The sequence below is a fragment of the Pseudomonas sp. HMSC057H01 genome, assembly GCF_001836405.1.
In the GTDB taxonomy this organism is placed as follows: domain Bacteria; phylum Pseudomonadota; class Gammaproteobacteria; order Pseudomonadales; family Pseudomonadaceae; genus Pseudomonas; species Pseudomonas aeruginosa.
Genome location: NZ_KV828464.1, coordinates 245,041 through 270,486 on the forward strand (window position 1 = coordinate 245,041; position 25,446 = coordinate 270,486).

27 protein-coding genes and 2 pseudogenes are annotated in these 25,446 nt (G+C 66.4%); 15 read left to right on the forward strand and 14 right to left on the reverse strand.

The genetic code is table 11. The features are described from left to right. Together HMPREF2581_RS15240 and HMPREF2581_RS15245 are read left to right on the forward strand one after the other, a co-directional pair. Positions 1-513 (forward strand): annotated as a pseudogene (locus tag HMPREF2581_RS15240) (class II poly(R)-hydroxyalkanoic acid synthase); the annotation flags it as partial. 55 nt (positions 514-568) lie between these two features. Continuing rightward, positions 569-1,186, forward strand: coding sequence for a TetR/AcrR family transcriptional regulator (locus HMPREF2581_RS15245; protein WP_003112003.1), 618 nt, complete (start codon positions 569-571; stop codon positions 1,184-1,186). Between the two features lie 43 nt (positions 1,187-1,229). Here the strand turns inward: HMPREF2581_RS15245 and HMPREF2581_RS15250 are convergent, their stop codons facing one another. The 3 genes from HMPREF2581_RS15250 to HMPREF2581_RS15260 all read right to left on the reverse strand — a co-directional run bounded on the left by HMPREF2581_RS15250 (position 1,230) and on the right by HMPREF2581_RS15260 (position 3,005). Next, positions 1,230-2,159 (reverse strand): phasin family protein, encoded by a 930-nt coding sequence (locus HMPREF2581_RS15250; RefSeq protein ID WP_003116129.1) that lies wholly within the window; start codon positions 2,157-2,159, stop codon positions 1,230-1,232. Between the two features lie 10 nt (positions 2,160-2,169). After that, positions 2,170-2,586, reverse strand: a complete 417-nt coding sequence (locus HMPREF2581_RS15255) for a phasin family protein (protein ID WP_003103463.1) — start codon at positions 2,584-2,586, stop codon at positions 2,170-2,172. A 143-nt stretch (positions 2,587-2,729) separates the two neighbouring features. Next, positions 2,730-3,005 (reverse strand): polyhydroxyalkanoic acid system family protein, encoded by a 276-nt coding sequence (locus tag HMPREF2581_RS15260; RefSeq protein WP_003095874.1) that lies wholly within the window; start codon positions 3,003-3,005, stop codon positions 2,730-2,732. Between the two features lie 135 nt (positions 3,006-3,140). Between HMPREF2581_RS15260 and ubiE the strand changes: the two genes are divergently transcribed. The 11 genes from ubiE (at position 3,141) to HMPREF2581_RS15315 (ending at position 11,941) form a co-directional block, all read left to right on the forward strand. Further along, entirely contained in the window at positions 3,141-3,911 is a 771-nt protein-coding gene (ubiE, locus tag HMPREF2581_RS15265; RefSeq protein WP_003103462.1) for a bifunctional demethylmenaquinone methyltransferase/2-methoxy-6-polyprenyl-1,4-benzoquinol methylase UbiE, read from the forward strand. Between the two features lie 14 nt (positions 3,912-3,925). Further along, positions 3,926-4,552, forward strand: coding sequence for a ubiquinone biosynthesis accessory factor UbiJ (locus HMPREF2581_RS15270; protein ID WP_003110866.1), 627 nt, complete (start codon positions 3,926-3,928; stop codon positions 4,550-4,552). Further along, entirely contained in the window at positions 4,549-6,150 is a 1,602-nt protein-coding gene (gene ubiB, locus HMPREF2581_RS15275; protein ID WP_003116128.1) for a ubiquinone biosynthesis regulatory protein kinase UbiB, read from the forward strand. Before HMPREF2581_RS15270 ends, ubiB begins: the two co-directional genes overlap by 4 nt. Positions 6,151-6,265: 115 nt before the next feature. After that, positions 6,266-6,670, forward strand: a complete 405-nt coding sequence (gene hisI, locus HMPREF2581_RS15280) for a phosphoribosyl-AMP cyclohydrolase (protein ID WP_003141818.1) — start codon at positions 6,266-6,268, stop codon at positions 6,668-6,670. Then, on the forward strand, positions 6,663-6,998 hold the full coding sequence (locus HMPREF2581_RS15285; RefSeq protein ID WP_003095892.1) for a phosphoribosyl-ATP diphosphatase: 336 nt from the start codon (positions 6,663-6,665) through the stop codon (positions 6,996-6,998). The genes hisI and HMPREF2581_RS15285 overlap by 8 nt, the downstream gene beginning before the upstream one ends. A 25-nt stretch (positions 6,999-7,023) precedes the next feature. Further along, on the forward strand, positions 7,024-7,272 hold the full coding sequence (locus tag HMPREF2581_RS15290; RefSeq protein WP_003095893.1) for a twin-arginine translocase TatA/TatE family subunit: 249 nt from the start codon (positions 7,024-7,026) through the stop codon (positions 7,270-7,272). A gap of 13 nt (positions 7,273-7,285) precedes the next feature. Next, the gene (gene tatB / locus HMPREF2581_RS15295; protein ID WP_003115042.1) at positions 7,286-7,711 is read left to right on the forward strand and encodes a Sec-independent protein translocase protein TatB; all 426 of its coding nucleotides are present in this window, start codon (positions 7,286-7,288) and stop codon (positions 7,709-7,711) included. After that, positions 7,708-8,511: a twin-arginine translocase subunit TatC gene (tatC, locus tag HMPREF2581_RS15300; protein WP_003095896.1), complete on the forward strand. Its 804-nt coding sequence runs from the start codon at positions 7,708-7,710 to the stop codon at positions 8,509-8,511. The genes tatB and tatC overlap by 4 nt, the downstream gene beginning before the upstream one ends. Continuing rightward, positions 8,508-9,215 carry a 16S rRNA (uracil(1498)-N(3))-methyltransferase gene (locus HMPREF2581_RS15305; RefSeq protein WP_003095898.1) on the forward strand — a complete coding sequence of 236 codons (708 nt, stop codon included), beginning with the start codon at positions 8,508-8,510 and terminating at the stop codon, positions 9,213-9,215. Before tatC ends, HMPREF2581_RS15305 begins: the two co-directional genes overlap by 4 nt. Positions 9,216-9,426: 211 nt before the next feature. Beyond that, positions 9,427-11,370 (forward strand): methyl-accepting chemotaxis protein McpK, encoded by a 1,944-nt coding sequence (locus HMPREF2581_RS15310; protein WP_003141819.1) that lies wholly within the window; start codon positions 9,427-9,429, stop codon positions 11,368-11,370. A gap of 109 nt (positions 11,371-11,479) precedes the next feature. Then, complete coding sequence (locus tag HMPREF2581_RS15315; protein WP_003135810.1) at positions 11,480-11,941, forward strand: UPF0158 family protein; 462 nt, start codon at positions 11,480-11,482, stop codon at positions 11,939-11,941. Between the two features lie 7 nt (positions 11,942-11,948). On the opposite strand, the gene HMPREF2581_RS15320 is transcribed toward HMPREF2581_RS15315, so the two are convergent. From HMPREF2581_RS15320 to pip, 7 genes are all read right to left on the reverse strand, one after another. Continuing rightward, positions 11,949-12,683, reverse strand: a complete 735-nt coding sequence (locus HMPREF2581_RS15320; RefSeq protein ID WP_003095906.1) for an amino acid ABC transporter ATP-binding protein — start codon at positions 12,681-12,683, stop codon at positions 11,949-11,951. After that, the gene (locus HMPREF2581_RS15325; RefSeq protein ID WP_003103450.1) at positions 12,676-13,638 is read right to left on the reverse strand and encodes an amino acid ABC transporter permease; all 963 of its coding nucleotides are present in this window, start codon (positions 13,636-13,638) and stop codon (positions 12,676-12,678) included. The genes HMPREF2581_RS15320 and HMPREF2581_RS15325 overlap by 8 nt, the downstream gene beginning before the upstream one ends. A 65-nt stretch (positions 13,639-13,703) precedes the next feature. After that, on the reverse strand, positions 13,704-14,504 hold the full coding sequence (locus tag HMPREF2581_RS15330) for a transporter substrate-binding domain-containing protein (RefSeq protein ID WP_003095910.1): 801 nt from the start codon (positions 14,502-14,504) through the stop codon (positions 13,704-13,706). 237 nt (positions 14,505-14,741) lie between these two features. Next, entirely contained in the window at positions 14,742-17,327 is a 2,586-nt protein-coding gene (gene mdoH, locus HMPREF2581_RS15335) for a glucans biosynthesis glucosyltransferase MdoH (protein WP_003135824.1), read from the reverse strand. Beyond that, positions 17,320-18,897, reverse strand: coding sequence for a glucan biosynthesis protein G (locus tag HMPREF2581_RS15340; protein WP_003095915.1), 1,578 nt, complete (start codon positions 18,895-18,897; stop codon positions 17,320-17,322). The genes mdoH and HMPREF2581_RS15340 overlap by 8 nt, the downstream gene beginning before the upstream one ends. 456 nt (positions 18,898-19,353) lie before the next feature. Next, positions 19,354-19,791 (reverse strand): D-aminoacyl-tRNA deacylase, encoded by a 438-nt coding sequence (dtd, locus tag HMPREF2581_RS15345; RefSeq protein WP_003095916.1) that lies wholly within the window; start codon positions 19,789-19,791, stop codon positions 19,354-19,356. Continuing rightward, complete coding sequence (pip, locus tag HMPREF2581_RS15350; RefSeq protein ID WP_003095918.1) at positions 19,788-20,759, reverse strand: prolyl aminopeptidase; 972 nt, start codon at positions 20,757-20,759, stop codon at positions 19,788-19,790. Before pip ends, dtd begins: the two co-directional genes overlap by 4 nt. A gap of 181 nt (positions 20,760-20,940) precedes the next feature. Here pip and HMPREF2581_RS15355 point away from each other — a divergent pair, with 181 nt between their 5' ends. Beyond that, positions 20,941-21,417 (forward strand): NUDIX domain-containing protein, encoded by a 477-nt coding sequence (locus HMPREF2581_RS15355; RefSeq protein ID WP_003095920.1) that lies wholly within the window; start codon positions 20,941-20,943, stop codon positions 21,415-21,417. Between the two features lie 4 nt (positions 21,418-21,421). Here HMPREF2581_RS15355 and HMPREF2581_RS15360 read toward each other — a convergent pair whose 3' ends face one another. Genes HMPREF2581_RS15360 through HMPREF2581_RS15370 form a run of 3 tightly spaced genes read right to left on the reverse strand, consistent with a single transcriptional unit; the run spans position 21,422 to position 23,989 of the window. Further along, positions 21,422-22,321 carry a transporter substrate-binding domain-containing protein gene (locus HMPREF2581_RS15360; protein WP_003115039.1) on the reverse strand — a complete coding sequence of 300 codons (900 nt, stop codon included), beginning with the start codon at positions 22,319-22,321 and terminating at the stop codon, positions 21,422-21,424. A gap of 42 nt (positions 22,322-22,363) precedes the next feature. After that, positions 22,364-22,714, reverse strand: coding sequence for a RidA family protein (locus tag HMPREF2581_RS15365; protein ID WP_003095925.1), 351 nt, complete (start codon positions 22,712-22,714; stop codon positions 22,364-22,366). Positions 22,715-22,738: 24 nt separating this feature from the next. Next, a complete protein-coding gene (locus HMPREF2581_RS15370) occupies positions 22,739-23,989 on the reverse strand; it encodes a D-amino acid dehydrogenase (protein ID WP_003141820.1) in 1,251 nt (416 codons plus the stop codon). A gap of 64 nt (positions 23,990-24,053) precedes the next feature. On the opposite strand from HMPREF2581_RS15370, the gene HMPREF2581_RS15375 reads away from it, so the two are divergent. After that, positions 24,054-25,010, forward strand: coding sequence for a LysR family transcriptional regulator (locus HMPREF2581_RS15375; RefSeq protein ID WP_003095930.1), 957 nt, complete (start codon positions 24,054-24,056; stop codon positions 25,008-25,010). Between the two features lie 62 nt (positions 25,011-25,072). Here the strand turns inward: HMPREF2581_RS15375 and HMPREF2581_RS32130 are convergent. Then, positions 25,073-25,446 (reverse strand): annotated as a pseudogene (locus tag HMPREF2581_RS32130) (sel1 repeat family protein); the annotation flags it as partial.

Here is a 25,446-nt window from a genome sequence, read left to right on the forward strand (position 1 = left end):
CCGGCGTTCGACATCCTCTACTGGAACAACGACAACACGCGGCTGCCCGCGGCGTTCCACGGCGAACTGCTCGACCTGTTCAAGCACAACCCGCTGACCCGCCCGGGCGCGCTGGAAGTCAGCGGGACCGCGGTGGACCTGGGCAAGGTGGCGATCGATAGCTTCCACGTCGCCGGCATCACCGACCACATCACGCCCTGGGACGCGGTCTATCGCTCGGCCCTCCTGCTGGGCGGCCAGCGCCGCTTCATCCTGTCCAACAGCGGGCACATCCAGAGCATCCTCAACCCTCCCGGAAACCCCAAGGCCTGCTACTTCGAGAACGACAAGCTGAGCAGCGATCCACGCGCCTGGTACTACGACGCCAAGCGCGAAGAGGGCAGTTGGTGGCCGGTCTGGCTGGGCTGGCTGCAGGAGCGCTCGGGCGAGCTGGGCGACCCTGACTTCAACCTTGGCAGCGCCGCGCATCCGCCCCTCGAAGCAGCCCCGGGCACCTACGTGCATATACGCTGAAAGACCCGGCCCGGGCGCCTGGAGCCGGGCACCTCGATCCCCAGAAGAAGTCCGGATGAAGACACGCGACCGTATCCTCGAATGCTCGCTGTTGCTGTTCAACGAACAGGGCGAACCCAACGTCTCGACACTGGAAATCGCCAACGAACTGGGCATCAGCCCGGGCAATCTCTACTACCACTTCCATGGCAAGGAACCGCTGGTGATGGCGCTGTTCGAGCGGTTCCAGGCCGAGTTGGCGCCGCTGCTCGATCCGCCCGAGGAGGTGCGCCTGGGCGCGGAGGACTACTGGCTGTTCCTGCATCTGATCGTCGAGCGCCTCGCCCACTACCGCTTCCTGTTCCAGGACCTGTCCAACCTGACCGGGCGCCTGCCACGGCTGGCTCGCGGCATCCGTACCTGGCTCGGCGCGCTGAAGCGGACCCTGGCCACCCTGTTGGCCCGCCTAAAGACCGACCGGCAGTTGCGCAGCGATGCGCCGGCACTCGGGCAACTGGTCGAACAGATCACCCTGACCCTGCTGTTCTCCTTGGATTACCAGCGGGTACTGGGCAGCAAGGGCGAGGTGCGCACGGTGGTCTACCAGATCATGATGCTGGTCGCCCCGCATCTGCGCAGCGAGGCCCAACGCTCGGCGGAAAGCCTGGCGCAGCGCTACCTGGGACCGGAATGAAAAACGCCCGGCGAGTGCCGGGCGTGTGCGTTGCCGCCAGGACTCAGCCCTGGCTGCTCGGCGTCGCCGGAGCGTTCGCTGCCGGAGCGCTGGCAGCCGGTGTGGCGGCGGGGGCAGCGGGCGCGCTCGAAGACGCGGCGGGAGCGGCCGGTTTCGCCGCGGCGGGCTTGGCGGCCGGCTTCTTCGCCGCAGGCTTTTTCGCAGCCGGCTTGGCGGCAGGCTTCGCCGCGGGCTTGGCGGCGGTCGCAGCGGCCGGCTTGGCTGCCGGCTTCGCGGCGGGCTTGGCTGCGGCAGGTTTCGCAGCAGGCTTCGCCGCAGCCTTGGCTGCCGGCTTGGCCGCCGGTTTCGCGGCGGCCTTCGCAGCCGGTTTGGCGGCGGGCTTGGCTGCCGGCTTGGCGGCCGCGGTCTTCGCTGCAGGTTTTTTCGCCGCGGGTTTCGCCGCAGGCTTGGCGGCGGCCTTGGCTGCCGGTTTAGCTGCCGGCTTGGCCGCTGCGGTTTTCGCCGCGGGCTTGGCAGCCGGTTTCGCCGCAGGCTTGGCCGCTGCCTTCGCCGCCGGCTTGACGCTGACGCCGGTGAGTTTCTCGATCTGCCTGGTCAGCGTATCGACCTTGCCGTGCAGCTCCTTCACCTCGTTGCGGCTCGGCACGCCGAGACGCGAGATGGCGCTGTTCAGGCGCTTGTCGAAAGCTTCCTCGAGCTCGCTCCACTTGCCAAGCGCACGATCCCGAACCTCGTCAACCTTGCTCTTCGCAGAGCGGGCGGAAGCCTTCGCCGCACCGACCTGCGCGTCCACATCGGACTTCGCTTCTTTTTCAGCCTTCTCGCCGTCTTTCACCAAGGTCTCGAACAGCTTGCTGCCGTCCTTGCTGACCTTCGAGTAGGCCCCCAGACCAGCCAGCCAGATCTGCCGCGAGTATTTCTCGATCTCGCCGATCCAACTGGACTCTTTTTCGCTCTTCTTCTTGCCAGCCATCCTGCTCTCCTTATTGGGTTCTCGCGACACGCTCGAGCACTGCGCTCAGCTCATCCAGCTTAGCAGAGAGTGCTTCGACATCGTTCCGGGAAGGTATGCCTATCCGGTTCAACGTGCTAGCGACACGGCTGTCGAATGCCTGCTCGATCCTGTCGAGCTGGTCTTCGACTTTTCCCTTCACCGAAGAGAGGCCGGTCTTGACACTGTCATTGGCCGAATCGACCTGACTTGTGACCAGCGATTTGCCTTTTTTCTCCAGGGCTTCGCCAGCTTTCACCAATTCCTTGAAGTAGTCGCTGCCTTCGGTGCCCAGGCGGGAATACGCACCCAGGCCGGCAAGCCAGATCTGGCGGGCATAGTGGCGGATCTCGGAGACCAGGGAAGTGGATTCGGAAACGGTCTTTTTCTTCAGGGCAATCTTGGCCATGGGGCACCTCACGCTCGTTGGGTTGAAGAAACCGCAGGCGCCGCCGGAACGCTGGCAGCGTGAGAGCAAGGTATCGGGGAAAATTAGAAACCGCATACTAAGCGGAAGATGGGCGCCGCCAGGACGGCGAACGCCCGGCGGGATCAGGCCAGCGCCTTGTCCAGCGCCTTCTCGATCTCGCCCTTGAGCAGGCCGCTCATGGCCGACAGCATCAGGCCGAGCTTGACGTCCACCGCGACCTTGTCCGCCCCCACCGCGATCCTGCCGTCGACGCCGCTGCGCTTGAAGGTCAGCTCGTCGCCCTGCCATTCGCACTGCACGCCGTGCTCCTTCGCCAGACGTTCGGCCAGTTTCTCCGCCTTGGCCCGTGCGGCGTCCAGCCCCAGGCTGTGCGGACGTTCGATGTGGATACGCGACATGGATCGACTCCTGATTGCAGATCGGAAAACTATACTCGGCCAGACAAAACACCGCACCCGCGCCGTCGGACGGCGGCACAGCACTTTCCCCACATCCTGTTAGAATGCCCGGCATTCTTTCCAGGTGAGAACGTCATGAACGATCCCCGCAAAGGCGCCGACGCCGAACCCACCACCCACTTCGGCTACCAGAACGTTCCGGAAAGCCAGAAGGCGAAGAAGGTCGCCGAGGTCTTCCACTCGGTGGCGGCCAAGTACGACCTGATGAATGACCTGATGTCCGGCGGCATCCATCGCCTGTGGAAGCGCTTCACCATCGAGCTGTCCGGCGTGCGCAGCGGGAACCGCGTGCTCGACATCGCCGGCGGCACCGGCGACCTGACCCGGCAGTTCTCGCGCCTGGTCGGCCCGACCGGCGAGGTGGTGCTGGCCGACATCAACGCCTCGATGCTCAAGGTCGGCCGCGACAAGCTGCTCGACAAGGGCGTCTCCGGCAACGTCAGCTTCGTCCAGGCGGACGCCGAGAAGCTGCCCTTCCCGGACAACCACTTCGACTGCGTGACCATCGCCTTCGGCCTGCGCAACGTCACCCACAAGGACGAAGCGATCCGCTCCATGCTGCGCGTGCTCAAGCCCGGTGGGCGCCTGCTGGTGCTGGAGTTCTCCAAGCCGAGCAGCAACCTGCTGTCCAAGGCCTACGACGCCTATTCGTTCAGCCTGCTGCCGCTGATGGGCAAGCTGGTCACCAACGACTCCGAGAGCTATCGCTACCTGGCCGAGTCGATCCGCATGCACCCCGACCAGGAAACCCTGAAGGCGATGATGGTGGAAGCCGGCTTCGACCGCGTGACCTACCACAACATGACCGGCGGCATCGTCGCCCTGCACCGCGGTATCAAGCCTTAACCGGGGGCGCGCCGATGAGCTCGCTGCTGATCCAGGCCGTGCTGGCCGCCGCCGAAACCGGCATCAATCGCGTCCTGCGCCTCGACGGGACAGCGCTGCCGCGCCTGCGCAGGCTTTCCACCAAGGTCATCGAGGTCGACTGCCTGAGCCCGCCGCTGCGGGTCTTCATCCTGCCCGCCGGCGACGGCCTGCACTTCGCCGCGCAGCATGAGGCGGAGGTCGACTGCACCTTGCGTGCGCCGGCCGGCAACCTCCTGCACCTGGCCCTGGCGCGCGACAAGACCCGCGTCCTGCACAGCCCGGAAGTCAGCATGGACGGCGACAGCGCGGCCCTGCTGGAACTGGCCGGCATCCTGCAGAGCCTGGAGCTGGACTGGGAGTACGAACTGTCGCGCTGGCTCGGCCCGCTCGCCACCCAGGTGCTCGGCAGCGGCCTGCGCGACGCTTCGCGCTGGAGCGCGCAGAGCCTGCACAGCCTGCGCCTGAACCTGGCCGACTACCTTGCCGAGGAAAGCCGCACGCTGGTCGGCCAGCACGAAGCCGAAGCCCGCTTCGCCGAACTGGACCAGCTGAAGCTGGCCCTCGATCGTCTCGACGCGCGCGTCGGACGCCTCAGCCAAAAGACCAAGCCCGACGCATGAAGCTCCTCGCTTTCCGCCGCCTCCTGCGCATCCAGCGCGTCGTCATCCGCTACCGCCTGGACGACCTGATCCTCGAACTGCCGATGCTGCCCTGGTGGCTGCGCCTGCTCGGTGCCACCCTGCCCTGGCGCTGGCTGCCGCGGCGCAAGCTGGAACTGACCCGCGGCGCGCGCCTGCGCCTGGCGCTGCAGGACCTCGGACCGATCTTCATCAAGTTCGGCCAGATTCTCTCCACCCGCCGCGACCTGCTGCCCGACGACATCGCCAACGAACTGGCCTGGCTGCAGGACAAGGTGCCGCCCTTCCCGCCGGAGCTGGCGGTCAAGCGCATCGAGGAACAACTGGGCGCGAAGATCGAACAGGTCTTCGCCCGCTTCGAACGCGAACCGCTGGCCTCTGCCTCGGTGGCCCAGGTCCACGCCGCGCGGCTGAAGAGCGGCGAGGAAGTGGTGGTGAAGGTGATCCGGCCGAACCTGGAACCGGTGATCCGCTCCGACATCGCCTGGCTGTTCATCCTCGCCCGCCTCGCCGAGCGGGTCTCCAGCGAGGCGCGGCGCCTGCACCCCGTGGAAGTGGTCAGCGACTACGAGAAAACCATCGTCGACGAACTCGACCTGCTCCGCGAGGCAGCCAACGCCTCGCAGCTGCGGCGCAACTTCGAAGGCTCGCCGCTGCTCTACGTGCCACAGGTCTACTGGGACTGGTGCCGGCCCAAGGTGCTGGTGATGGAGCGCATCTACGGCATCCCGGTGACCGACCTGGAAACCCTGCGCGACCAGCGCACCGACTTCAAGGCACTGGCCGAGCGCGGCGTGGAGATCTTCTTCACCCAGGTGTTCCGCGACAGCTTCTTCCATGCCGACATGCACCCCGGCAACATCTTCGTCAGCACCCGCGCGCCCTGGAGCCCGCAATACATCGCGGTGGACTGCGGCATCGTCGGCAGCCTGACCGACGAGGACCAGGACTACCTGGCGCGCAACCTGATCGCCTTCTTCAAGCGCGACTACCGCAAGGTCGCCCAACTGCATATCGACTCCGGCTGGGTCCCGGCGGAAACCAAGGTCAACGACTTCGAGGCGGCGATCCGTACCGTCTGCGAACCGATCTTCGAGAAGCCGCTGAAGGACATCTCCTTCGGCCAGGTCCTGCTGCGCCTGTTCCAGACCGCGCGTCGTTTCAACATGGAGATCCAGCCGCAACTGGTGCTGCTGCAGAAGACCCTGCTGAACATCGAAGGCCTCGGCCGCCAGCTCTACCCGGAACTCGACCTGTGGGCCACCGCCCAGCCGTTCCTGGAGCGCTGGATGCGCGAACGGGTCAGCCCGAAGCAGTTGCTGCGCAATTTCCAGCAACAGGTCGAGCAGGTGCCGCACCTGTCGCAAATGGCCCGCGACACCCTCGAACGCCTGTCACAACCGCACGCCCACAATGCGCCGCCGCCGGAGTGGAAAGGTTCCCGCCACGACTGGCTCGGGCGCCTGGTGGGCGCGGTGCTGCTGGTCGGCGCCGCCGAGGTCGGCCTGGGTCAGCAGCTGGAAGCCTGGCCGGCGTGGGTGATGCTGGCCGGCGGGGTGTTCCTGATCCTGCGCCGCTAGCGCCGCGCACGGCCACTAGGCCCGCGCCGATAGCCAGTCGCGCTCCCGGCTGGCACACTACTCCCATTTCCGCCGGAAACGCACGCAACGTACCGGCAACGAACGTGGAAAGACCATGAAAGACTGGCTGGATGAGATTCACTGGAACGCCGACGGCCTGGTCCCGGCGATCGCCCAGGATCACGAGACCGGGCGCGTGCTGATGATGGCCTGGATGAACCGCGAGGCGCTGGCCCTGACCGCCAGCGAGAACCGTGCAATCTATTGGTCGCGTTCGCGTGGCAAGCTGTGGCGCAAGGGCGAGGAGTCCGGGCATGTGCAGAAGCTGCACGAACTGCGCCTGGACTGCGACGCCGATGTGGTCATCCTGATGGTCGAGCAGGTCGGCGGGATCGCCTGCCATACCGGCCGGGAAAGCTGTTTCTACCGCGTCTTCGAGAACGGCGCCTGGAAGACCATCGATCCGGTGCTGAAGGACCCGGACGCCATCTACGAACACGCAGGACACCACCATGAGTGACACCCTGACCCGTCTGGCGGCGGTGCTTGAGGAGCGCAAGAACGCCGCGCCCGACAGCTCCTACGTGGCCAGCCTGTACCACAAGGGCCTGAACAAGATCCTGGAGAAGGTCGGCGAGGAGTCGGTGGAAGCCATCATCGCCGCCAAGGATGCCGCGGCCAGCGGCGACTGCCAGGACCTGATCTACGAAACCGCCGACCTCTGGTTCCACTCGCTGGTGATGCTCTCGGCCCTCGGCCAGCATCCGCAAGCCGTGCTGGACGAACTGGAGCGCCGCTTCGGTCTTTCCGGCCACGCCGAGAAAGCCGCCCGCCAACCATCGGCCTGAACCTATACATTGCGAGGAATACGACATGGGCATTTTTGACTGGAAACACTGGATCGTCATCCTGATCGTCGTGGTACTGGTGTTCGGCACCAAGCGCCTGAAGAACCTCGGTTCCGACGTCGGCGAAGCGATCAAGGGCTTCCGCAAGGCGGTGAACACCGAGGAAGACGACAAGAAGGACCAGCCCGCCGCCCAGCCGGCCCAACCGCTGAACCAGCCGCACACCATCGACGCCCAGGCGCAGAAGGTCGAAGAGCCGGCGCGCAAGGACTGACGGGTAGCCATCGATGTTCGGAATCAGCTTCAGCGAACTGTTGCTGGTCGGGCTGGTCGCCCTGCTGGTGCTCGGCCCCGAGCGCCTGCCGGGCGCCGCACGTACCGCCGGCCTGTGGATCGGCCGCCTGAAGCGCAGTTTCAATACCATCAAGCAGGAAGTGGAACGGGAAATCGGTGCGGACGAGATCCGCCGGCAACTGCACAACGAGCACATCCTCTCGATGGAGCGCGAAGCGCAGAAGCTGCTGGCCCCGCTGACCGGCCAGAATCCCCCGCAGGAAACCCCGCCGCCGGCGGCCGAGAGCCCGGCGCCGAGCGTACCCACGCCGCCGCCGACCAGCACGCCTGCGGTTCCGCCCGCGGACGCCGCGGCACCGCCGGCAGTCGCTGCCTCCACTCCCCCTTCGCCACCGTCCGAGACGCCGCGTAATCCATGAGCGCCGATAAACCCGAGCAGCCCGAGCACGACCAGGAAATGCCCCTGGTCTCGCACCTGACCGAACTGCGTACGCGCCTGCTGCGCAGCGTGGCGGCGATCTTCCTGATCTTCGCCGGCCTGTTCTACTTCTCGCAGAAGATCTACACCCTGGTCTCCGAGCCGTTGCGCCGCTTCCTTCCGGAAGGCACCAGCATGATCGCCACCGACGTCGCCTCACCGTTCCTCGCGCCGTTCAAGCTGACCATGGTGGTGGCGCTGTTCCTCGCCATGCCGGTGATCCTCGCGCAGGTCTGGGGCTTCATCGCGCCCGGCCTGTACAAGCACGAGAAGCGCGTGGCGCTGCCGCTGCTGGTGTCCAGCATCATCCTGTTCTACGCCGGGATGGCCTTCGCCTACTTCCTGGTGTTCCCGATGATCTTCCACTTCTTCGCCAGCGTGACGCCCGAGGGCGTGGCGATGATGACGGACATCAACAGCTACCTGGACTTCGTCCTGACCCTGTTCTTCGCCTTCGGCGTCGCCTTCGAGATCCCGGTGGCCACGGTGCTGCTGATCTGGATCGGGGTGGTCGACGTCGAGTACCTGAAGAAGATCCGCCCGTACGTGATCATCGGCTGCTTCGTGGTCGGCATGGTCCTGACCCCGCCGGACATCTTCTCCCAGACCATGCTCGCGGTGCCGATGTGGCTGCTGTTCGAGATCGGCCTGCTGTTCGGCCGCCTGGTACGCAAGCGCGGCGAGCATCCGGACGACCAACCGGCCAGCGACGGCGACCAGCCTCCGGCCACCCGCCAGTGAACCTGCTGCTCCTCGACGACGCCGACTTCGTGTCGGCGGATCGTGCGGTCCTGCACGATCGCCGCCTCAAGCACCTGCACGAAGTGCACCGCGCCGAGAACGGCGACACCCTGCGGGTCGGCCGCCTCGGCGGCTGGATGGGCGAAGGCCGCCTGCTGAAGCTCGACGCCAGCGAGGCGACCCTGGAGGTGCGCTTCGACCAGCCGCCGCCGGCCAAGTTGCCGATCACCCTGCTGCTGGCCTTGCCGCGACCGAAGATGCTCCGCCGGGTGTTGCAGACCATCGCCGCAATGGGCGTACCGAAGCTGGTGCTGCTGAACAGCTACCGCGTGGAAAAGAGCTTCTGGCAGACCCCGTTCCTCGACCCGGCGGCGATCCGCGAGAACCTGGTCCTCGGCCTGGAGCAGGCCCGCGATACGGTGCTGCCGGAAATCATCGTCGAGAAGCGCTTCAAACCCTTCGTCGAAGACCGCCTGCCGGCCCTGGCCGCCGGCAGTCTCGGCCTGGTCGGCCATCCCGGTCCCTGGCCGGCCTGTCCGCGCGCGGTGGAGAAGCCGGTGACCCTGGCGATCGGCCCGGAAGGCGGCTGGATTCCCTACGAGGTCGACAAGCTGCGCGAAGCCGGACTGCATCCGGTGCAGCTCGGCGAACGCATCCTGCGCGTGGAAACCGCGGTCAGCGCCTTGCTTGCGCGGTTGTTCTGAAAAAACTCCGGTAAAAGACTGAAGGTTTTCCTCGCCCGGCCGACATCCTCTGTCGCGCAGGGCTCCGCACGACAACCATAAGACCTCGCCCGCCGGCCATGTACCGGCCCTCCGCGCCCGCACGCCGGACGCGACGACGCTGAGCCATTACCTGTTCCGCCACGCCATGGGGCTGCCAACCCAGGGTGTCGCACTGCCTGGAGTAATGACGATGTACGATTGGTGGGTTCTCCAACTGGCCAAGCTGAGCGTCAGCCGCAAGCTGATGGTCGGTTTCGGTGTCCTCCTCGCGCTGCTTCTGCTGGTGGTGATCAGCAGCAACCGCACCCTCACGCACCAGACCGCCCTCAGCGAGCAGCTCGCCGAAGTCGCCAGCCTGATGGAACAGGCCCAGCAAGCCGAACAAAGCCGCCTGGCATTCGAAGCCGGCAGCGACCCGCGCCAGGCCGAGCAGGTCCGCCAGACCCTGGCCGGGATGCTCCAGCGCCTGCAGGCGCTGCGCCACAGCGAGCTTGACCCGGCCGCCCTGGCCCACCAGGCCGAAGCCATCGAAGCCTACCGCAAGGCCTTCGACGACCTCGCCGCAGCCGATCAGCAACGCAGCGCCGCCCGTGGTGTGCTGGTGGGCACTGCACAGCAGGCGCTGGACAGCTTCGCCCGCCTCGAGGAACTGATGGACGCCAGCCTCGCGCAGCAGGCCGGCGACCCGCAGGCCTTGCAACGCAGCCGTGCGGTGGCCGACCTGCACCAACAGTTGCTCATGGTGCGTTACCAGGTGCGCGGCTACGTCTTCGAGCGCAGCGACAAGGCCGAGCAGGCCGCGTTCGCCGCGTTCGACGCCCTCCGCCAGGCCGCCACGACGCTGCGAGGCCAATTGCCCGGCGAGGCCGATGCGGCGCTGGAACAGGCCATGGGCAGCCTCCAGGGCTATCGTGGCGGCATCGAGCAGTTCCGTGCCGGCGTCGTCCGCACGCGCCAGGCGCAGCAAGCGATGCAAAGCAGCACCCAGGATATGGCCCGGGCCGGCCGGACCCTCACCGAAGCCGGTCGCCAGTTGCGCGAGAGCACCGCCAGCCGCGACCGCGCCAGCCTCTGGCTGATCGCCGCGCTGGCCCTGGCCTTCGGCTGCGTCGCCGGCTGGGCGATCAACCGGCAGATCGTCCGGCCGCTGGACGAAGCCCTCGCGCAGGCCGAGGCCATCGCCGCCGGCGACCTCGGCAAGCGTTCGCAGAATCCCCTGACCCTCCAGCGCCGCGACGAACTGGGCCAGTTGCAGCGAGTCATGCAGCGCATGGGCGACAGCCTGCGCGAGCTGGTCGGGCGGATCGGCGACGGCGTCAGCCAGTTGGCCAGCTCCGCCGAGGAACTCTCGGCGGTCACCGAGCAGACCCGCGCCGGGGTCAACAGCCAGAAAGTGGAGACCGACCAGGTCGCCACCGCCATGCACGAGATGGCCGCCACCGTGCAGGACGTCGCGCGCAACGCCGAGCTGGCCTCCCAGGCCGCTCGCCAGGCCGATGAAGAGGCGCGCCAGGGCGACGCGGTGGTCGACCAGGCGGTGACGCGCATCGAGCGCCTGGCTACCGAAATGGACGTTTCCAGCGAAGCCATGGCGCGCCTGAAGAACGACAGCGAGCAGATCGGCAGCGTCCTCGACGTGATCAAGTCGGTGGCCGAGCAAACCAACCTGCTGGCGCTCAACGCCGCCATCGAAGCGGCACGCGCCGGCGACGCCGGACGCGGCTTCGCGGTGGTCGCCGACGAGGTCCGTGGCCTGGCCCAGCGCACCCAGCAGTCCACCGCCGAGATCGAGGGCCTGATCCAGCGTCTCCAGCAGGGCGCCGGTGAAGCCGCCGAACGCCTGGAGAACAGCCGCTCGCTGACCGCCAGCACGGTGGAACTGGCGCGCCGCGCCGGCGCCGCGCTGGACAGCATCACCCGCACCGTCTCCGACATCCAGAACATGAACCTGCAGATCGCCACTGCCGCGGAGCAACAGAGCACGGTGGCCGAGGAGATCAACCGCAGCGTCCTCAGCGTGCGCGACGTCGCCGAGCAGTCGGCCGCCGCCAGCGAGCAGACCGCCGCCTCCAGCGGCGAGCTGGCGCGCCTGGGCACGCAGTTGCAGGCGCAGGTGGGACGCTTCCGCCTGTAACATCCCGAGAGGATCCTCCTTGCATCGGCAGCCCCTCCCGTCCATCGAAAGCGGACAGGAGGGGCACCTTTGCGTAGGATCAGGCTTTCGCCTTTTGGGAGATGACGCCATGCGCCCGATGACCATCGATATCGACGAACTGGCCTTCGCCCTGGATACCCCGGGAATCGACCACTACCTCGACCTGCACAGCGGCAAGGTGCTGCTGATCTCCGCCGAGGCGCCCGATCCCGAACTGGACGCATTGCTGGAAAACGAGCCGGAACGCCTGCTGCTGATCGACCCGCTGAGCACCACCCAGTCGCTGGGACTGATGCAGGATTTCCTCCGCGAGGTGGAAGAGCCGCACGCCTATGCGACGCTCGCCAACGCGCTGCAGAGCCGCAAGCCGTTCAAGGCCTTCAAGCACTCTCTGATGGAGTACCCGGAACTGTTGCAGGACTGGTACCGCTACCAGAACGAGCGCCTGCGCGAATGGGCGCTGGACTGGCTGGAGGACAACGATATCCAGCCGGCCGCGCGGCAGAGTCCGACGTCGCTCCTGCCGCCGCCGGGCAAGCCGTTCGCCTAGCGCGGTACTAGAGGACCTGGCGGAGGAAGGCCTGGGCCCGCGGGTCCTGCGGATTGTCGAAGAACTGCGCCGGCGGCGCGTCCTCCAGCAGCTTGCCGTGGTCGAAGAACAGCACGCGGTCGGCCACTTCGCGGGCAAAGCCCATCTCGTGGGTCACGCAGACCATGGTCATGCCTTCCACGGCCAGGGTCTTCATGACGTCGAGGACTTCGCCGACCATCTCCGGATCGAGCGCCGAGGTCGGTTCGTCGAACAGCATCACCTTGGGGTCCATGCACAACGCGCGAGCGATCGCCACGCGCTGCTGCTGGCCGCCGGACAGGCGCGAGGGATATTCGTCGGCCTTCTGCCCGATACCGACCTTGGCCAGCAGCGCCCGCGCCTTGGCCTCGCGCTCGGCCTTGCCGCGTTTGCGCACCACGCGCTGGGCCAGGCAGAGGTTCTCGAGCACGGTCATGTGCGGGAACAGGTTGAAATGCTGGAACACCATGCCGACTTCGCGGCGGTAGGCATTGATGTCGGTCCTCGGGTCGGCCAGGTCGACGCCGTCGATGCTCACCGAGCCTTCGTCGAACTCCTCCAGGCCGTTCAGGCAGCGCAGGAAGGTCGACTTGCCGGAACCGGACGGACCGATCACCACCAGCACCTCGCCCCTGGCCACGCGGGTACTCACGTCGTCCACCGCGCGCACTACCTGGCCGCGGGTATCGAAGACCTTCAGCAGGTTGCGTACTTCAATCACTTTGTCCGAGCCTCCGCTCCAGTCGGGATGCCATGTGCGAAAGGGGCAGGTTCAACAGCAGGTACAGCGCGGCGACGCAGAACCAGATCTCGAAGGTGGAGAACGAGGTGGTGATCGCCTCGCGGCCGCTCTTGGTCAGTTCGGTGATGGCGATCACCGAGACCAGCGAGGTGTCCTTGACCAGGCTGATGAACTGCCCGGCCAGCGGCGGCAGCACGCGCTTGAAGGCCTGCGGCAGGATCACGTAGCGCATCGACTGGCCGGCGTTCAGGCCCAGGGAGCGGGCGGCCTCGTTCTGTCCGCGGGCGATGGACTGCACGCCGGCCCGGATGATCTCGGCCACGTAGGCGCCGGTGAACAGCGCCAGCGCCGCGACCCCGGCGAACTCGCGGGACAGGTTGAGCACGGTGCCGATGAAGAAGTAGAAGATGAAGATCTGCACCAGCAACGGCGTGCCGCGCACCAGCTCGACGTAGATCGTCGACAGGTCGTGCAGGGTCGGGTTCTTCGACAGCCGGCAGAGGCCGGCAACCAGGCCGATCGCCAAGCCGATGGCACCGGACACCAGCGATAGCCAGAGAGTGGTCCACAGGCCCCAGAGCAGTGGGCCGGCGGCCCAGTGGCGGGTCACCCCGACCGCGTCGCCCTCGGCCACGTCGTCGCCTTCGGAGAATTGCAGGCTGTCCTGGGCGACGGTCACGACCTGCTTCTCGCCGCTCTCGCCAAGCAGCGTGACGCGCGCGTCCCTGCCCTGTTCCTCGATAGCCTCGACCCGGCCGATCTCGTTGGCCCGCAACGGCTCCTCGGCCTGGTAGGCGAAGTACTGCGGAACGCGGTTCCAGCGCCATTCATAGGAAATCAGCGAGGTGGAGAACCACAGCGCCCAGGCCAGGACCAGCAGGATCAGCCCGGTCAGCAGGTGCCAGGGCCAGACGGAACGTTTCTTCTTGGTCACGGAAACTCTCTCGAACGATGGAATGCGCAGGTACGACGGCCCCCTTCGCGGGGGCCGTCAGCGGTTCATTCCATTTCCTTCAGCCACTCGGTGTTCTTGAACCACTTGTCGTGGATGCGCTGATAGGTGCCGTCTTCGCGGATCTGATGGAGGAAGTTGTTGATGAAGTTGATGCTGTCGTAGTCGCCTTTCTTCAGGCCGAACGCCAGCGGCTCGTAGGTGAACGGCTGGTCGAGGTAGACCAGCTTGCCGGCGCCGAACTTGCTCACCGCCACCACGTTGTAGGGCGAGTCGTAGATGAAGGCGTCAGCCTTGCCGTTGACCACGTCCATCACCGCTTCCGGCTCGTTGTCGAAGCCGTGGTACTTGGCCTTGCTGATCAGCTTGCGGGCAACGATCTCACCGGTGGTGCCGATCTTCGAGGTGATGCTGTACTGCGGATCGTTCAGGTCCTTGTAGGACTTGATCTTGCCTTCCAGTTCCTTGCGCACCAGCAGGGTCTGGCCGACCACGATGAAGGGCTCGGAGAAGTTCAGGCGCAGGTTGCGCTCCTGGGTCAGGGTCATGCCCGAGCCGATCATGTCGAACTTGTCGGTCAGCAGCGCCGGGATGATGCCGTCGTAGCTGGTGGAGACCAGCTCCAGCTTGACGCCCATGGACTTGGCCATGGCCTTGAGCAGGTCGACTTCGAAGCCGATGATCTGGCCGCGCTTGTTGGTCATCTCGAACGGCATGTAGGTCGGGTCCATGCCGACCCGCAGGGTGCCGCGCTTGACCGCGTCCTCCACCGCGCCGGCCGCCTGGACCGAAGCCACGCCCACCAGGGCGCAGACGCCCAGAACCAATGAAGCAAGATACTTTTTCATTCCCCAATCCCCAGCAGTCTTAGAAACACAGTCGTCGAACGGATGCTCTCGTCGTGTCGCCGTCCCGGGCGGGCAGCAGGCCATGACCGGCTGCGCAAAAGGCGGCCGATAGTACCTCAGCTGGCGAACGATACGAGACTTTCTGGATTGCCGGCGCAGGGTAACAGCAGCGCCGCACGGGGAAAACAGGCAAGAAACAGACCATGCCCCCGGCGGCGTTCCGCCGGGGGCATGGGATCAGGACTGGGCGGCGGGCAGCAGGCCGGCGTCGCCGGGCACTACCTGGGCCAGCGGTACGCTGGCGGCGTGGGGGTCGTCCGCCTCGGCCTTGCGCCAGCGGCCGAGCCAGTCGTCGCGGTCCTCTTCCCAGACCCGCGTATGCAGGCGCGAAAGTGCTACCGGGTCACTCAACAGGGCCAGGCGCGTGGCGCCGTCGAGCTGTTCCGGGCCCTTCTCGATGGCCTTGCCGATACGCTCGCCGCGCACCGTCTCGATGGCTTGCGCACGGTTGTGGCGAGCCGTGCCCATGGCGCAGGCCAGGGCGTTGAGCAACGGATCGACGGCGGCCTTGAGGAAGCCATCCTTGAGCGCATGCCAGCGGTTCTCGTAGGTGTACTCGTCGGTGGCGCGCAGCTCGCGCGGCGTGTCGTACTCCTCCGGGATCAGGAACAGCTTTTCATCGCGGGCGCGCAGGCCCAGCTTCACCCGGCTGGAGATCACCGATACCGGGATCGACAGGATCAGCGAACCGACGATCGGCGACAGCCACCACAGGAAGCGCGGGTTGAGCCAGGCCACCAGCAGGGTCCAGGCGATACCTAGCAGGGTCTGCATGCCGTGCCGGCGGATCGCCTCGCTCCAGGGCGTGGCGTCGTCGTCGCGCTGCGGCGAGTTCCACTGCACCGACCAGCCGAGGAAGGCGGCCAGCACGAAGCGGGTGTGGAAGAGCATGCGCACCGGCGCCAGCAGCACCGAGAAGAACATCTCCAGGAGCATGCTCAGGGTCACTCGGATCACCCCGCCAAAACCCTTGGCGCCCTTGGCCCAGATCAGCATTACGCTGAGCAGCTTGGGCAGGAACAACAGGGTCAGGGTGGTGGAGAACAACGCGATGGCCTTCTCCGGATGCCACTGCGGCCAGATCGGGAACAACTGCCGCGGTTCCAGGAAGTACTGCGGCTCCATCAGCTGGTGCACCGCCAGCAGCGCGGTGGAAAGCACCAGGAAGAAGAACCACAACGGCGCCGACAGGTAGGACATGACCCCGGTGAGGAACACCGCGCGGTGCACCGGGTGCATGCCCTTGACCAGGAACAGGCGGAAGTTCATCAGGTTGCCGTGGCACCAGCGGCGGTCGCGCTTGAGTTCGTCGAGCAGGTTCGGCGGCAGTTCTTCGTAGCTGCCGTCGAGGTCGTAGGCGATCCACACGCCCCAGCCGGCACGGCGCATCAGCGCAGCCTCGACGAAGTCGTGGGACAGGATCGCGCCGGCGAACGAGCCCTTGCCCGGCAACGGCGCCAGGGCGCAGTGGTCGATGAAGGGCTGCATGCGGATGATCGCGTTGTGGCCCCAGTAGTGCGACTCGCCGAGTTGCCAGAAGTGCAGGCCGGCGGTGAACAGCGGGCCGTAGACGCGGGTGGCGAACTGCTGCATGCGCGCATACAGGGTGTCCATGCCGGACGCCTTCGGCGCGGTCTGGATGATCCCCGCCTCAGGATTGGCCTCCATCAGGCGCACCAGCTTGGCCAGGCAGTCGCCGCTCATCACGCTGTCGGCGTCCATCACCACCATGTAGCGGTAGTCGCCGCCCCAGCGCCGGCAGAAGTCGTCGATGTTGCCGCTCTTGCGCTTCACCCGGCGCCGGCGGCGACGGTAGAAGATCTTGCCGAAGCCCTTGGTCTCGCGGCACAGCTCGAGCCAGGCCTGCTGCTCGGCGACGGCGATATCCGGGTCGTTGGTGTCGCTGAGGACGAAGAAGTCGAAGCGTTCCATCTCGCCGGTGGCGGCCATCGACTCGACGGTCGCCCGCAGGCCGGCGAATACCCGCGGCACGTCTTCGTTGCAGATCGGCATGACGATCGCCGTGCGGGCGTCGGCGGCGATCGGCTCGCTGCCGGCGCTGCTGCCGGAGATCCGGTAGCGGTCGCGCCCGGTGAGCAGCTCCCAGAAGCCCATCAGCGCGGTCCAGAAGCCGGCCGAGACCCAGCAGAAGAGGATCGCGAAGAGCGCCAGGATGCCGAACTGGATGACATAGGGCAGCACCTGCTGGACGGTATCCAGCAGGCTCTGCTGGGCCAGTTCCTCCAGGTCGACGAAGGCCCAGCCCTGGTAGGGCAGGATGCCTTTCATGTAGTAGGTGGCGACCGAGGTCTGCGCCAGCATCAACAACAGCAGGATGAACCGGCGCAGCGAGCCGACCCGCTGCCAGCGGGCCCGCGGCAGGGCACGCTTGGGCTTGGGCGGGTTGCTGCGTCCGGTCAGCCGACGCCAGCCGCGCACCAGGATGTTGGTGCGCCAGGGCTCGGGAATCACCTTGGTACGGCGGATCGGCGGGGAAATCTTGAGGAAGGTGCGACCCTGGGCGTCGACGCCGAACATCTCGGCGTCGTCCAGCTCAGGGGTGCCCAGCTGCAGGCGGGCGCGTACCGAGGCCAGGGCGGGATCGCCCCCGGCATCGGCAGCGGCGCCTTCCGCTCCCGCCAGGCGAGCGTGCAGCTCGGAGAAGGAAGCGGACTCGCCAAGCCGCTCCCGCTCCTCTTCCGCCAGGGGAAGATGAGCGAGGTAGTCGGCCAGCGGTGCTTTCGTAGTGGATGGGTTATTCATCGGCAGGCAGCTGATAGCTCCAGGTTTCGCTCAGTGGCTTCTGCGCCTCGTCGACCAGCGCCGCGCGCATTTCCACCGGCTTCTTCGGATCCTTGACCTTGATCCGCAGCGTCAGGCGCCAGCCTTTCAGGACCGGGTTGTAACGCAGGCTGTTCTCCACCACCTCGGCGTTGCTGTCGGTGCTGACCTGGGTGGTCACCGGCGCGTCCGGCGCCAGGTCCTTCAGGGCCGGCCCTTCGAAGTCGACGACCAGGGCGGTGCTGCCGTCCTGCTGGCGGATCAGGTTCTTCTGCTTCACGTCGCCGACCGAGCGCATGGTCTGCTTGACCCAGGAGGATTTCGGGTCGTGCAGCTCGTCTTCATCCATGGTCCAGTGCAGGCGGTAGGCGAAGTCCAGCGGCTTTCCGACCTCAGGCTGGGTCTCGGGGTTCCAGAACGCGACGATATTGTCGTTGGTTTCGTCCGGGGTCGGGATTTCCACCAGTTCCACGGTGCCCTTGCCCCAGTCGCCCTTCGGCTCGATCCAGGCGCTCGGACGCAGGTCGTAGCGGTCGTCCAGGTCTTCGTAGCGGGAGAACTCGCGGCCGCGCTGGAGCAGGCCGAAGCCTTTCGGGTTCTCCACGCTGAAGGTGCTCACCGACAGGTGCTTCGGATTGTTCAGCGGACGCCACAGCCACTCGCCGTTGCCGGCATGGATCTGCAGACCGCTAGAGTCATGCAGCTCGGGCCGGAAGTTGTGCTGCTCGGACGGCTGGTTGGAGCCGAACAGGTACATGCTGGTCAGCGGCGCCAGGCCCAGTTTGCTGACCTTGTCGCGGAGGAACACGCGGGCTTGGACATCCATCACCGCATCCTTGCCCGGACGCAGCACGAAGCGGTAGGCGCCGGTGGCCCGCGGCGAGTCGAGCAGGGCGTAGATCACCAGTTGCTTGTCCTGCGCCTTCGGCCGCTCGATCCAGAATTCGCGGAAGCGCGGGAACTCTTCGCCCGAAGGCAGCGCGGTATCGATCGCCAGGCCGCGCGCCGACAGACCGTAGACCTGGCCCTTGCCGACCACGCGGAAGTAGCTCGCGCCAAGGAAGGTGGCGATCTCGTCCTGCTTGTCGGCCTTGTTGATCGGATAGAGCACGCGGAAACCGGCATAGCCGAGATCCTTGGTGGCATTCTCGTCGAACTTCAGGGATCCGAAATCGAATTTGGTGCGATCGTACTTGATCGGCTTGACCGTGGTAGCGGTCACCTCGTTGATCTTCACCGGCGTGTCGAAGTGCATGCCCTGGTGATAGAAGCTCAGCTTGAACGGCGTCTTCAGCTTGCCCCAGTAGGCGCGCTCGTTGATAAAACGGATCTGCTGGTAATCGGCGAATTTCATTTCGCTGAATTCCGATGGCAGGTTGCTGGTCGGCGCGGAATACTTGTCGCCGGCCAGGTCCTTGGCCTTGCTCGCCACGTCGTCGATGCTGAACGCCCATACCGGGGCGGCGACGAATGCCAGCGCGGTCGAGCCGGCAAGCAGCAGGGTGCGCACGCGGGCGCGGAAATCGGTGTTTGAAACGGAACGGAAAATCACGAGGCCCCCTCGTCCGTGAACATGAATTACTGAAGACGCCCTGACCGTTCAGGGGTCTCCGACGGCACCGGAGTGCCGGTCGAACATGGTTTCGCCACATTCGCTGCCAAACCCGATAGATAGCCAGATTTGGCGCGATCTGACAAAAAGAATGCCTGTTTCCAGTCATTCGCGTTACGTGCACCGGGCCTGGAAAACCAGGGGGCATGCCGCTCGTCGGCTAGCGACCCCAGAGGTTCCGACCCTGCCCGGGCGGAATGATTCCCGTCCATTGGGTTGCAGGACGCCCCGCCCGGCATCGGGATGCCGGCCGGCCTGTCCTGTACAGCATGAAATCGGCGTGCGGATGATGCACCGAGGTTGTGACAAAAGGCCATGTATCTGTCACAAAAATTCACCGTTCCGGCCCCGCCATCCCTCCCTGAAGCACCTTGGGGACAATCCCCTCGACGCCGATCAACTCTCCAGCAGGAAGGTCACCGGCCCGTCGTTGACCAGGTGCACCTGCATGTCGGCGCCGAAACGCCCGGTCGCCACCTGCGGATAGGCCTCCCGCGCCAGTTTCACCAGGTGCTCGAACACCGTCTCTCCTTGCGCCGGCGGCGCCGCGCTGGAGAAGCTCGGACGCAGTCCGCTGCGGGTGTTCGCCGCCAGGGTGAATTGCGAGACCAGCAGCAAGCCGCCCTGCACGTCCAGCAAGGACCGGTTCATCTTGCCCTCGTCGTCGCCGAACACCCTGTAGTTGAGCAGCTTGTGCAGCATCTTCGCCGCGCAACGCTCGCCATCCTCGGGCTCGACCCCGACCAGCACCAGCAGGCCGCGATCGATGGAGCCGACGATTTCGCCGCCAACCTCCACCCGCGCCGCGCCGACGCGCTGCAGCAATGCCTTCATTCGGCCTCCGGCGGCAGGTCGAGCAGTCGCCGGCCGATCTCGTTGGTGGCGCGCACCAGCGCATCGACTATCCCCGGCTCGCTGGCGGTATGCCCGGCGTCGCGGATGATCTGCAGTTCGCTGTTCGGCCAGGCCTGGTGCAGGGCCCAGGCATTGTCCAGCGGACAGATGGCGTCGTAGCGGCCATGCACGATCACGCCAGGCAGATGGGCGATGCGGTGCATGTCCTCGAGCAACTGGTTGGGCCTGAGGAAGCCCTGGTTGACGAAGAAGTGGTTCTCGATGCGCGAGATCGACAGCGCCCTGCCCGGCTCGGTGAAGCGGTCCACCACCATGGGGTTGGGGCGCAGCGTGGCGGTGCGGCCCTCCCAGGTCGACCAGGCCTTGGCGGCGTGCATCTGGGCGATCTGGTCGCTACCGGTCAGGCGCTTGTGGAAGGCCGCCAGCAGGTCGCCGCGCTCTTCCGGCGGGATCGGCGCGACATAGTCTTCCCAATAGTCGGGGAACAGGCGGCTGGCGCCTTCCTGGTAGAACCAGTGGATGTCCTGCGGACGGCAGAGGAAGATGCCGCGCAGGATCAGCGCATGGACCCGCTCGGGATGGGTCTGCGCGTAGGCCAGCGACAGGGTCGAGCCCCAGGAACCGCCGAACAGCACCCACTTCTCGATACCCAGGTGCTCGCGCAGGCGCTCCATGTCCGCCACCAGCTCCCAGGTGCTGTTCTTCTCCAGGCTGGCGTGGGGCGTGGAACGGCCGCAACCGCGCTGGTCGAAGGTGACGATACGGTAGAGGTTGGGATCGAAGAAGCGACGCGACAGGGCATCGCAACCGGAGCCGGGGCCGCCGTGGACGAAGACGACCGGCAGTCCGTCCGGCGAACCGCTTTCGTCGGCATACAGCACATGCGGTTCGTCGACGGCCAGCTCGTGGCGAGCGTAGGGTTTAATTTCCGGATACAGAACTAGCATGATGCGCTCCCGAGGCGATGTGTTCGGCCCCCGGCGCAAACGTCGACAGCGGGGCCCGTCCTTTGCTCTGCCGCGCATGATACTTCGGCGCCGGGAAAAAAACCGAGCGGCTTTCATGTCCGCCCCGGTAGACAGGAAACCATCAATCCAAGCAACGGCGCCTGGCGCCGGGAGAACGAGCATGGCCGAGGCCTTGCGACACCGTATCCGCGCCGCCGGCCTGCTGGTGGTGGAGCAACGCATTCTGCTGGTCCGCCACGAGGTCGGCGGCGACATCTACTGGATTCCGCCCGGCGGCGGCTTCGAGTCGGAATGCGACGAATCGACGAAGGATACCGTCCGGCGCGAGTTTTTCGAGGAGACCGGCCTGCGGGTGGACGTCGGCCCGCTGGTCTACGTGCGCGAATTCGCCGAACCCGCCGCCGGGCGCTTCCACATGGAGCTGTTCTACCGCATCGACGCCTGGCGTGGCGAGCCGACCCTGGCCAACCTGAAGGGCCTGGGCGGCGACGAGTTCGATATCCGCGAGGTCGGCTGGATCGCCCGCGACGAACTGCCTGGCCTGCCGTCTTTCTATCCGGCCGAACTGGCCGACGACGTCTGGTCGCGCCTGGACGCGCCGACGCCGTCGATCCGCCACCTCGGCTTGCAGCGCTAGACGCTCACTGCACCGGATCGCTGGTGGGGTTCTCGAGGATCGCCTTCAGCTCCGCGGTCATGGGGAACTCCAGGTTCAACCCCTTGGGCGGGATCGGCTGCTGGAACCAGCGCTGGTAGATGCCCTGTATCTCGCCCGAGCGATACAGCCCGGCCAGGGTCTCGTTGACCAGGGCAAGGAACTGCGGGTCGTCCTTGCGCACCATGCAGCTGTAGATCTCCCGCGATTGCGGCTCGCCGACCACCACCCAGTCGTGCGGCTGGCGCGCCTTGGCGCGTTCGCCGTAGAGCAGCGCATCGTCCATGTAGAAGGCCACCGCGCGACCCGATTGCAGCATCTGGAAGGCTTCGCCGTGGTCCTTGGCGCTGACCACGTTCATCCCCAGCTTGTGTTCGGCGTTGTAGTTCTTCAGGTAGCGCTCGTTGGTGGTACCGGCGGTGGTCACCACGTTCTTGCCCTTGAGGTCGTCGAAGTGGGCGATGCCGCTGTCCTTGCGGGTCAGCAACTGGCCCTTGACGTAGATGAAGCCGTAGGAGAACGCCACCTGTTTCTGCCGCTCGGCGGTGACCCCGGTGGAGCCGCACTCCAGGTCGACGGTGCCGTTCTGCACCAGCGGGATGCGAGTCTGCGAAGTGACCAGGTTGTACTTCACCTTGAGTTCCGGCTTGCCGAGGGTGCTTTTGAGCCGCTCCACCACCTTGCCGGCCAGTTCCACCGAATAGCCCATGGGCTGGCCGCTGTTATCGCCAAGGTAGGAGAAAGGCACCGAGGCATCGCGATAACCCAGGGTTATCGTGCCGTTGTCGGCAACCTTCTTCAGGGTGCCGCTGAGTTCCTCGGCCTGCGCGGCGCCGATGGCGAGCGACAGGGAGAGTGCGAAAGTGCTGGATACAAGGGTTTTCATCGGAGGTTCTGCCTCTTTTTTCTTATGGCTATGTAAAGTAAGTCAGCCCCTGGCCGCCACCACGGTGATCTCCACCAGCACCGACGGACGCGCCAGCTCCGCCTGGACGGTGGTCCGGCTGGGCGCCTGGCCGGTCGGCAACCACTGGGTCCAGACCTCGTTCAGGGCGGCGAAATCGCGGGCGATGTCCTTCAGGTAGATGGTCGCGCTGAGGATACGCTCCTTGCGCGACCCGGCCTCGGCCAGCAGCGCGTCGATCTTCGCCAGCACCTCGCGGGTCTGGCCATGGATATCCTCGGCCTGGCCCGGCACCTGGCCGGAAAGAAATACCAGGGCGTCGAAGCAGACCGCGGCGGACAGGCGGTCGTTGGTGGCGATACGGGTCGGTTCCATGGGAGTGCTCCAGTCGAGGGGGGATCAGCCAGCCAGCGCGCCGCGCGGCAGCAGGCCAGTGGTATCGATGCTCGGCGGGCGGCGGCCGATCTGCTCGGCCAGCAGGCGCGCGCTGCCGCAGGCCAGGGTGAAGCCGAGCGCGCCGTGGCCGAGGTTGAGCCAGAGGTTGCGGTAGCCGCCGTTGCCCACCAGCGGTACCCCGGTGGGCGTGGCCGGGCGCATGCCGGCCCATTCGACGGCGGCGTCGAAATCGCCGCCCTGCGGGAACGTGTCCCGCGCCTGCTGGCGCAGCAGTGCCAGGCGCGCGGGCTCGAGGCCGGGGTCGAAGCCGACGATGTCGACCATCGCGGCGATCCGCAGCCGCTCGCCGATTCGCGCGTAGACGATCTTGCGGTCGTAATCGGTGATGCTGGTATCCGGCGCGCGGTGCTGCGCGCCGACCGGCAGGGTCAAGCTATAGCCCTTGAGCGGGTATAGCGGCAGGCGCAGGCCCGGCAGCATCAATTCGGCGCTGCGGTAGCCGGCGGCCAGCACCACATGATCGGCCTCGATGAGATCGCCGCCGACCTCGACGCCACGCACCGCCGCGCCGCCCTCGACGATCTTCGTCACCCTGCGGCCATGCAGTTGCCGGCAATGTCCGGAAGCCTGCAAGCGCTCGGCAAGTTGCACGCAGAAGGCATGGCAGTCGGCGACCTCCTCGTCCGGCGTGTGGATGCCGCCGACGAAGGGCGCGGCGGACAGGGCCGGCTCCAGCGCGAGGCACTCGGCGGCGGTCAGGACGAATTGCGCCGAAGGATCGGCCAGGCCCTGGCGGGCCCGCGCAAAGCTGGCCGGTTGGCGAAACGCCACCAGCTTGCCGTTGCGCCGCCAGTCGAAGCCATCGAGGCCATCCTCCTCGCGCCAGTCCTGCAGGGTGCGCTGGCTGAGCAATGCCAGGCGCAGCAGGTGCGCGGCATTGCGGCGGTTCAGCGAGCCGCGGCAGGCCGCGAGGAAGCCCAGCAGCCAGCGCCACTGCGCCGGATCAAGGCGCGGCCGCAGGCGCAACGGCGCATCATTGCGCAGCAGCCAGCCGAGCGCCTGGGCCGGCACGCCGCTGTCGGCCAATGGCGCCACGTAGCGATAGGACAACTGCCCGCCATTGGCGTAGCTGGTTTCCAGCCCGCCCCGCTCGCGCGCCTCCACCAGGGTCACGTCGAATCCTTCGCGAACCAGGGCGTAGGCCGTGGCCAGGCCGACCACGCCGGCGCCGATGATGCAAACCCGCTGAGCCATGACAATCGTTATCCAGGTGTTTTCCAGGGCTTCGACGATAGGCGCGGATGACAGCGGTAGGACAATGAATAAAGATGGCCAGGGTATAAATCCAGGTTATGGGCTCGCGCCGATGAAGCTCCGCCATATCGAAGTGTTCCAGGCGATCCGCCAGGCTGGCTCGGTCAGCGGCGCCGCACAGTTGCTGCACGTGTCCCAACCGGCGGTGAGCAAGGTCTTGCAGCACGCCGAGCAGCAGCTGGGCTTCCCGCTGTTCTTGCGAGTGCGCGGCAAGCTGCTGGCGACTCCGGAAGCGCTGGAACTGGAGCGCGAAGTGGCCAAGCTCAGCGATAGCCTGCAGGCCGTGCGGCGCCTGGCGCAGAACCTGCGGCGCCAGCCGGGCCACAGCCTGCGCATCGGCGCCACCCCGGCCCTGGCGCTGTCGCTGCTGCCACGGGCGATCGGCGAATGGAGCGCGCGCTATCCGCAGAGCGGCTGCGAACTGGCCACCTTGCATTCGCGCGAGCTGGTGCAGGGCCTGCTGATGCGCGAACTGGACCTGGCCCTGAGCCTGAAGCAGCCGGAACACCCCGGCCTGCGCGGCGAAGCCATCGCCAGCGGCGTATTGGTGGCCCTGGCGCCGCGCGAACACTGGCCCGAAGCGGAACGCCGGCAGCCGCTGAGCCTGGCCGGGCTGGCCGGCGAAGCGCTGATCGGGCTGTCCACCGCCGACCCGCTGTTCGCCCGCCTGGAGGATTACCTCAGCGCCGTGGAGCCACCGCCGCAGGTGAAGATCGCCGTGCAGACCTACGCCCTCGCCCGCGCCCTGGTGGAGGCTGGGGCCGGCCTGGCGCTGGTCGATCCCTTCACCGCCCTCGGCGCCGACCCGCACAGCACCGCAATCCGCCCATTGAGCCCGGCCTTCCCGGTCACCCTCTACGCCATCACCCGCGCCGACGAAACCCCGCCGCACACCCTCGCTCCGCTGCTGCGGATGCTCGCCCGCCAGGCCGAGGAGCGTTTGCGGGCCGTGCAGATGTAGCATTTGCCGCCTGGCCTGCCGCTGGAAACCTTGGACGTCGTTCTGGCCCACGCCTCGCGTACTTACCGCTCCGGCTTCCAGTCTGGGCGGTCCGCGTCGTAGCCCTGGGTGGGATGAGGAGGCAGAGGATAGTCCTCTATCAGATTGGGGAAACGTAAGTCGGGGTCAGCTTCAAGCTTTTTGTAGATTGAATAATACGCTTCTCGCAACTTTTCGTCGGGGGCGTACCACATTGCACTTGCAGGGGGAGTCTCACTTCCGAAGACTCGTGATAGGAAAAAAGCCGCACTCTTGCCCCCCTGAGAGACTGACACCTGATAATAAACCAGTGCCTTTGGGAAATTGTGTTCTACTATCTTGTAATACGCCCCCAGCTCATAACTAGCCGGCGCATAACCCTGACTAGCAGCACAGTGAGTATACGCCAACCCCAAAT

Excerpts from the sequence above, each read along its gene's own strand:
- hisI (WP_003141818.1), top strand. The coding sequence starts at position 6,266 with ATGAAAGACTGGCTGGATGAGATTCACTGGAACGCCGACGGCCTGGTC.
- HMPREF2581_RS15290 (WP_003095893.1), top strand. The coding sequence starts at position 7,024 with ATGGGCATTTTTGACTGGAAACACTGGATCGTCATCCTGATCGTCGTG.
- tatC (WP_003095896.1), top strand. The coding sequence starts at position 7,708 with ATGAGCGCCGATAAACCCGAGCAGCCCGAGCACGACCAGGAAATGCCC.
- HMPREF2581_RS15355 (WP_003095920.1), top strand. The coding sequence starts at position 20,941 with ATGGCCGAGGCCTTGCGACACCGTATCCGCGCCGCCGGCCTGCTGGTG.
- HMPREF2581_RS15245 (WP_003112003.1), top strand. The coding sequence starts at position 569 with ATGAAGACACGCGACCGTATCCTCGAATGCTCGCTGTTGCTGTTCAAC.
- ubiE (WP_003103462.1), top strand. The coding sequence starts at position 3,141 with ATGAACGATCCCCGCAAAGGCGCCGACGCCGAACCCACCACCCACTTC.
- HMPREF2581_RS15365 (WP_003095925.1), bottom strand. The coding sequence starts at position 22,714 with ATGGAACCGACCCGTATCGCCACCAACGACCGCCTGTCCGCCGCGGTC.
- tatB (WP_003115042.1), top strand. The coding sequence starts at position 7,286 with ATGTTCGGAATCAGCTTCAGCGAACTGTTGCTGGTCGGGCTGGTCGCC.
- HMPREF2581_RS15255 (WP_003103463.1), bottom strand. The coding sequence starts at position 2,586 with ATGGCCAAGATTGCCCTGAAGAAAAAGACCGTTTCCGAATCCACTTCC.
- HMPREF2581_RS15375 (WP_003095930.1), top strand. The coding sequence starts at position 24,054 with ATGAATAAAGATGGCCAGGGTATAAATCCAGGTTATGGGCTCGCGCCG.
- HMPREF2581_RS15285 (WP_003095892.1), top strand. The coding sequence starts at position 6,663 with ATGAGTGACACCCTGACCCGTCTGGCGGCGGTGCTTGAGGAGCGCAAG.
- dtd (WP_003095916.1), bottom strand. The coding sequence starts at position 19,791 with ATGAAGGCATTGCTGCAGCGCGTCGGCGCGGCGCGGGTGGAGGTTGGC.
- HMPREF2581_RS15315 (WP_003135810.1), top strand. The coding sequence starts at position 11,480 with ATGCGCCCGATGACCATCGATATCGACGAACTGGCCTTCGCCCTGGAT.
- pip (WP_003095918.1), bottom strand. The coding sequence starts at position 20,759 with ATGCTAGTTCTGTATCCGGAAATTAAACCCTACGCTCGCCACGAGCTG.
- HMPREF2581_RS15330 (WP_003095910.1), bottom strand. The coding sequence starts at position 14,504 with ATGAAAAAGTATCTTGCTTCATTGGTTCTGGGCGTCTGCGCCCTGGTG.
- HMPREF2581_RS15270 (WP_003110866.1), top strand. The coding sequence starts at position 3,926 with ATGAGCTCGCTGCTGATCCAGGCCGTGCTGGCCGCCGCCGAAACCGGC.
- ubiB (WP_003116128.1), top strand. The coding sequence starts at position 4,549 with ATGAAGCTCCTCGCTTTCCGCCGCCTCCTGCGCATCCAGCGCGTCGTC.
- HMPREF2581_RS15310 (WP_003141819.1), top strand. The coding sequence starts at position 9,427 with ATGTACGATTGGTGGGTTCTCCAACTGGCCAAGCTGAGCGTCAGCCGC.
- mdoH (WP_003135824.1), bottom strand. The coding sequence starts at position 17,327 with ATGAATAACCCATCCACTACGAAAGCACCGCTGGCCGACTACCTCGCT.
- HMPREF2581_RS15260 (WP_003095874.1), bottom strand. The coding sequence starts at position 3,005 with ATGTCGCGTATCCACATCGAACGTCCGCACAGCCTGGGGCTGGACGCC.
- HMPREF2581_RS15370 (WP_003141820.1), bottom strand. The coding sequence starts at position 23,989 with ATGGCTCAGCGGGTTTGCATCATCGGCGCCGGCGTGGTCGGCCTGGCC.
- HMPREF2581_RS15360 (WP_003115039.1), bottom strand. The coding sequence starts at position 22,321 with ATGAAAACCCTTGTATCCAGCACTTTCGCACTCTCCCTGTCGCTCGCC.
- HMPREF2581_RS15250 (WP_003116129.1), bottom strand. The coding sequence starts at position 2,159 with ATGGCTGGCAAGAAGAAGAGCGAAAAAGAGTCCAGTTGGATCGGCGAG.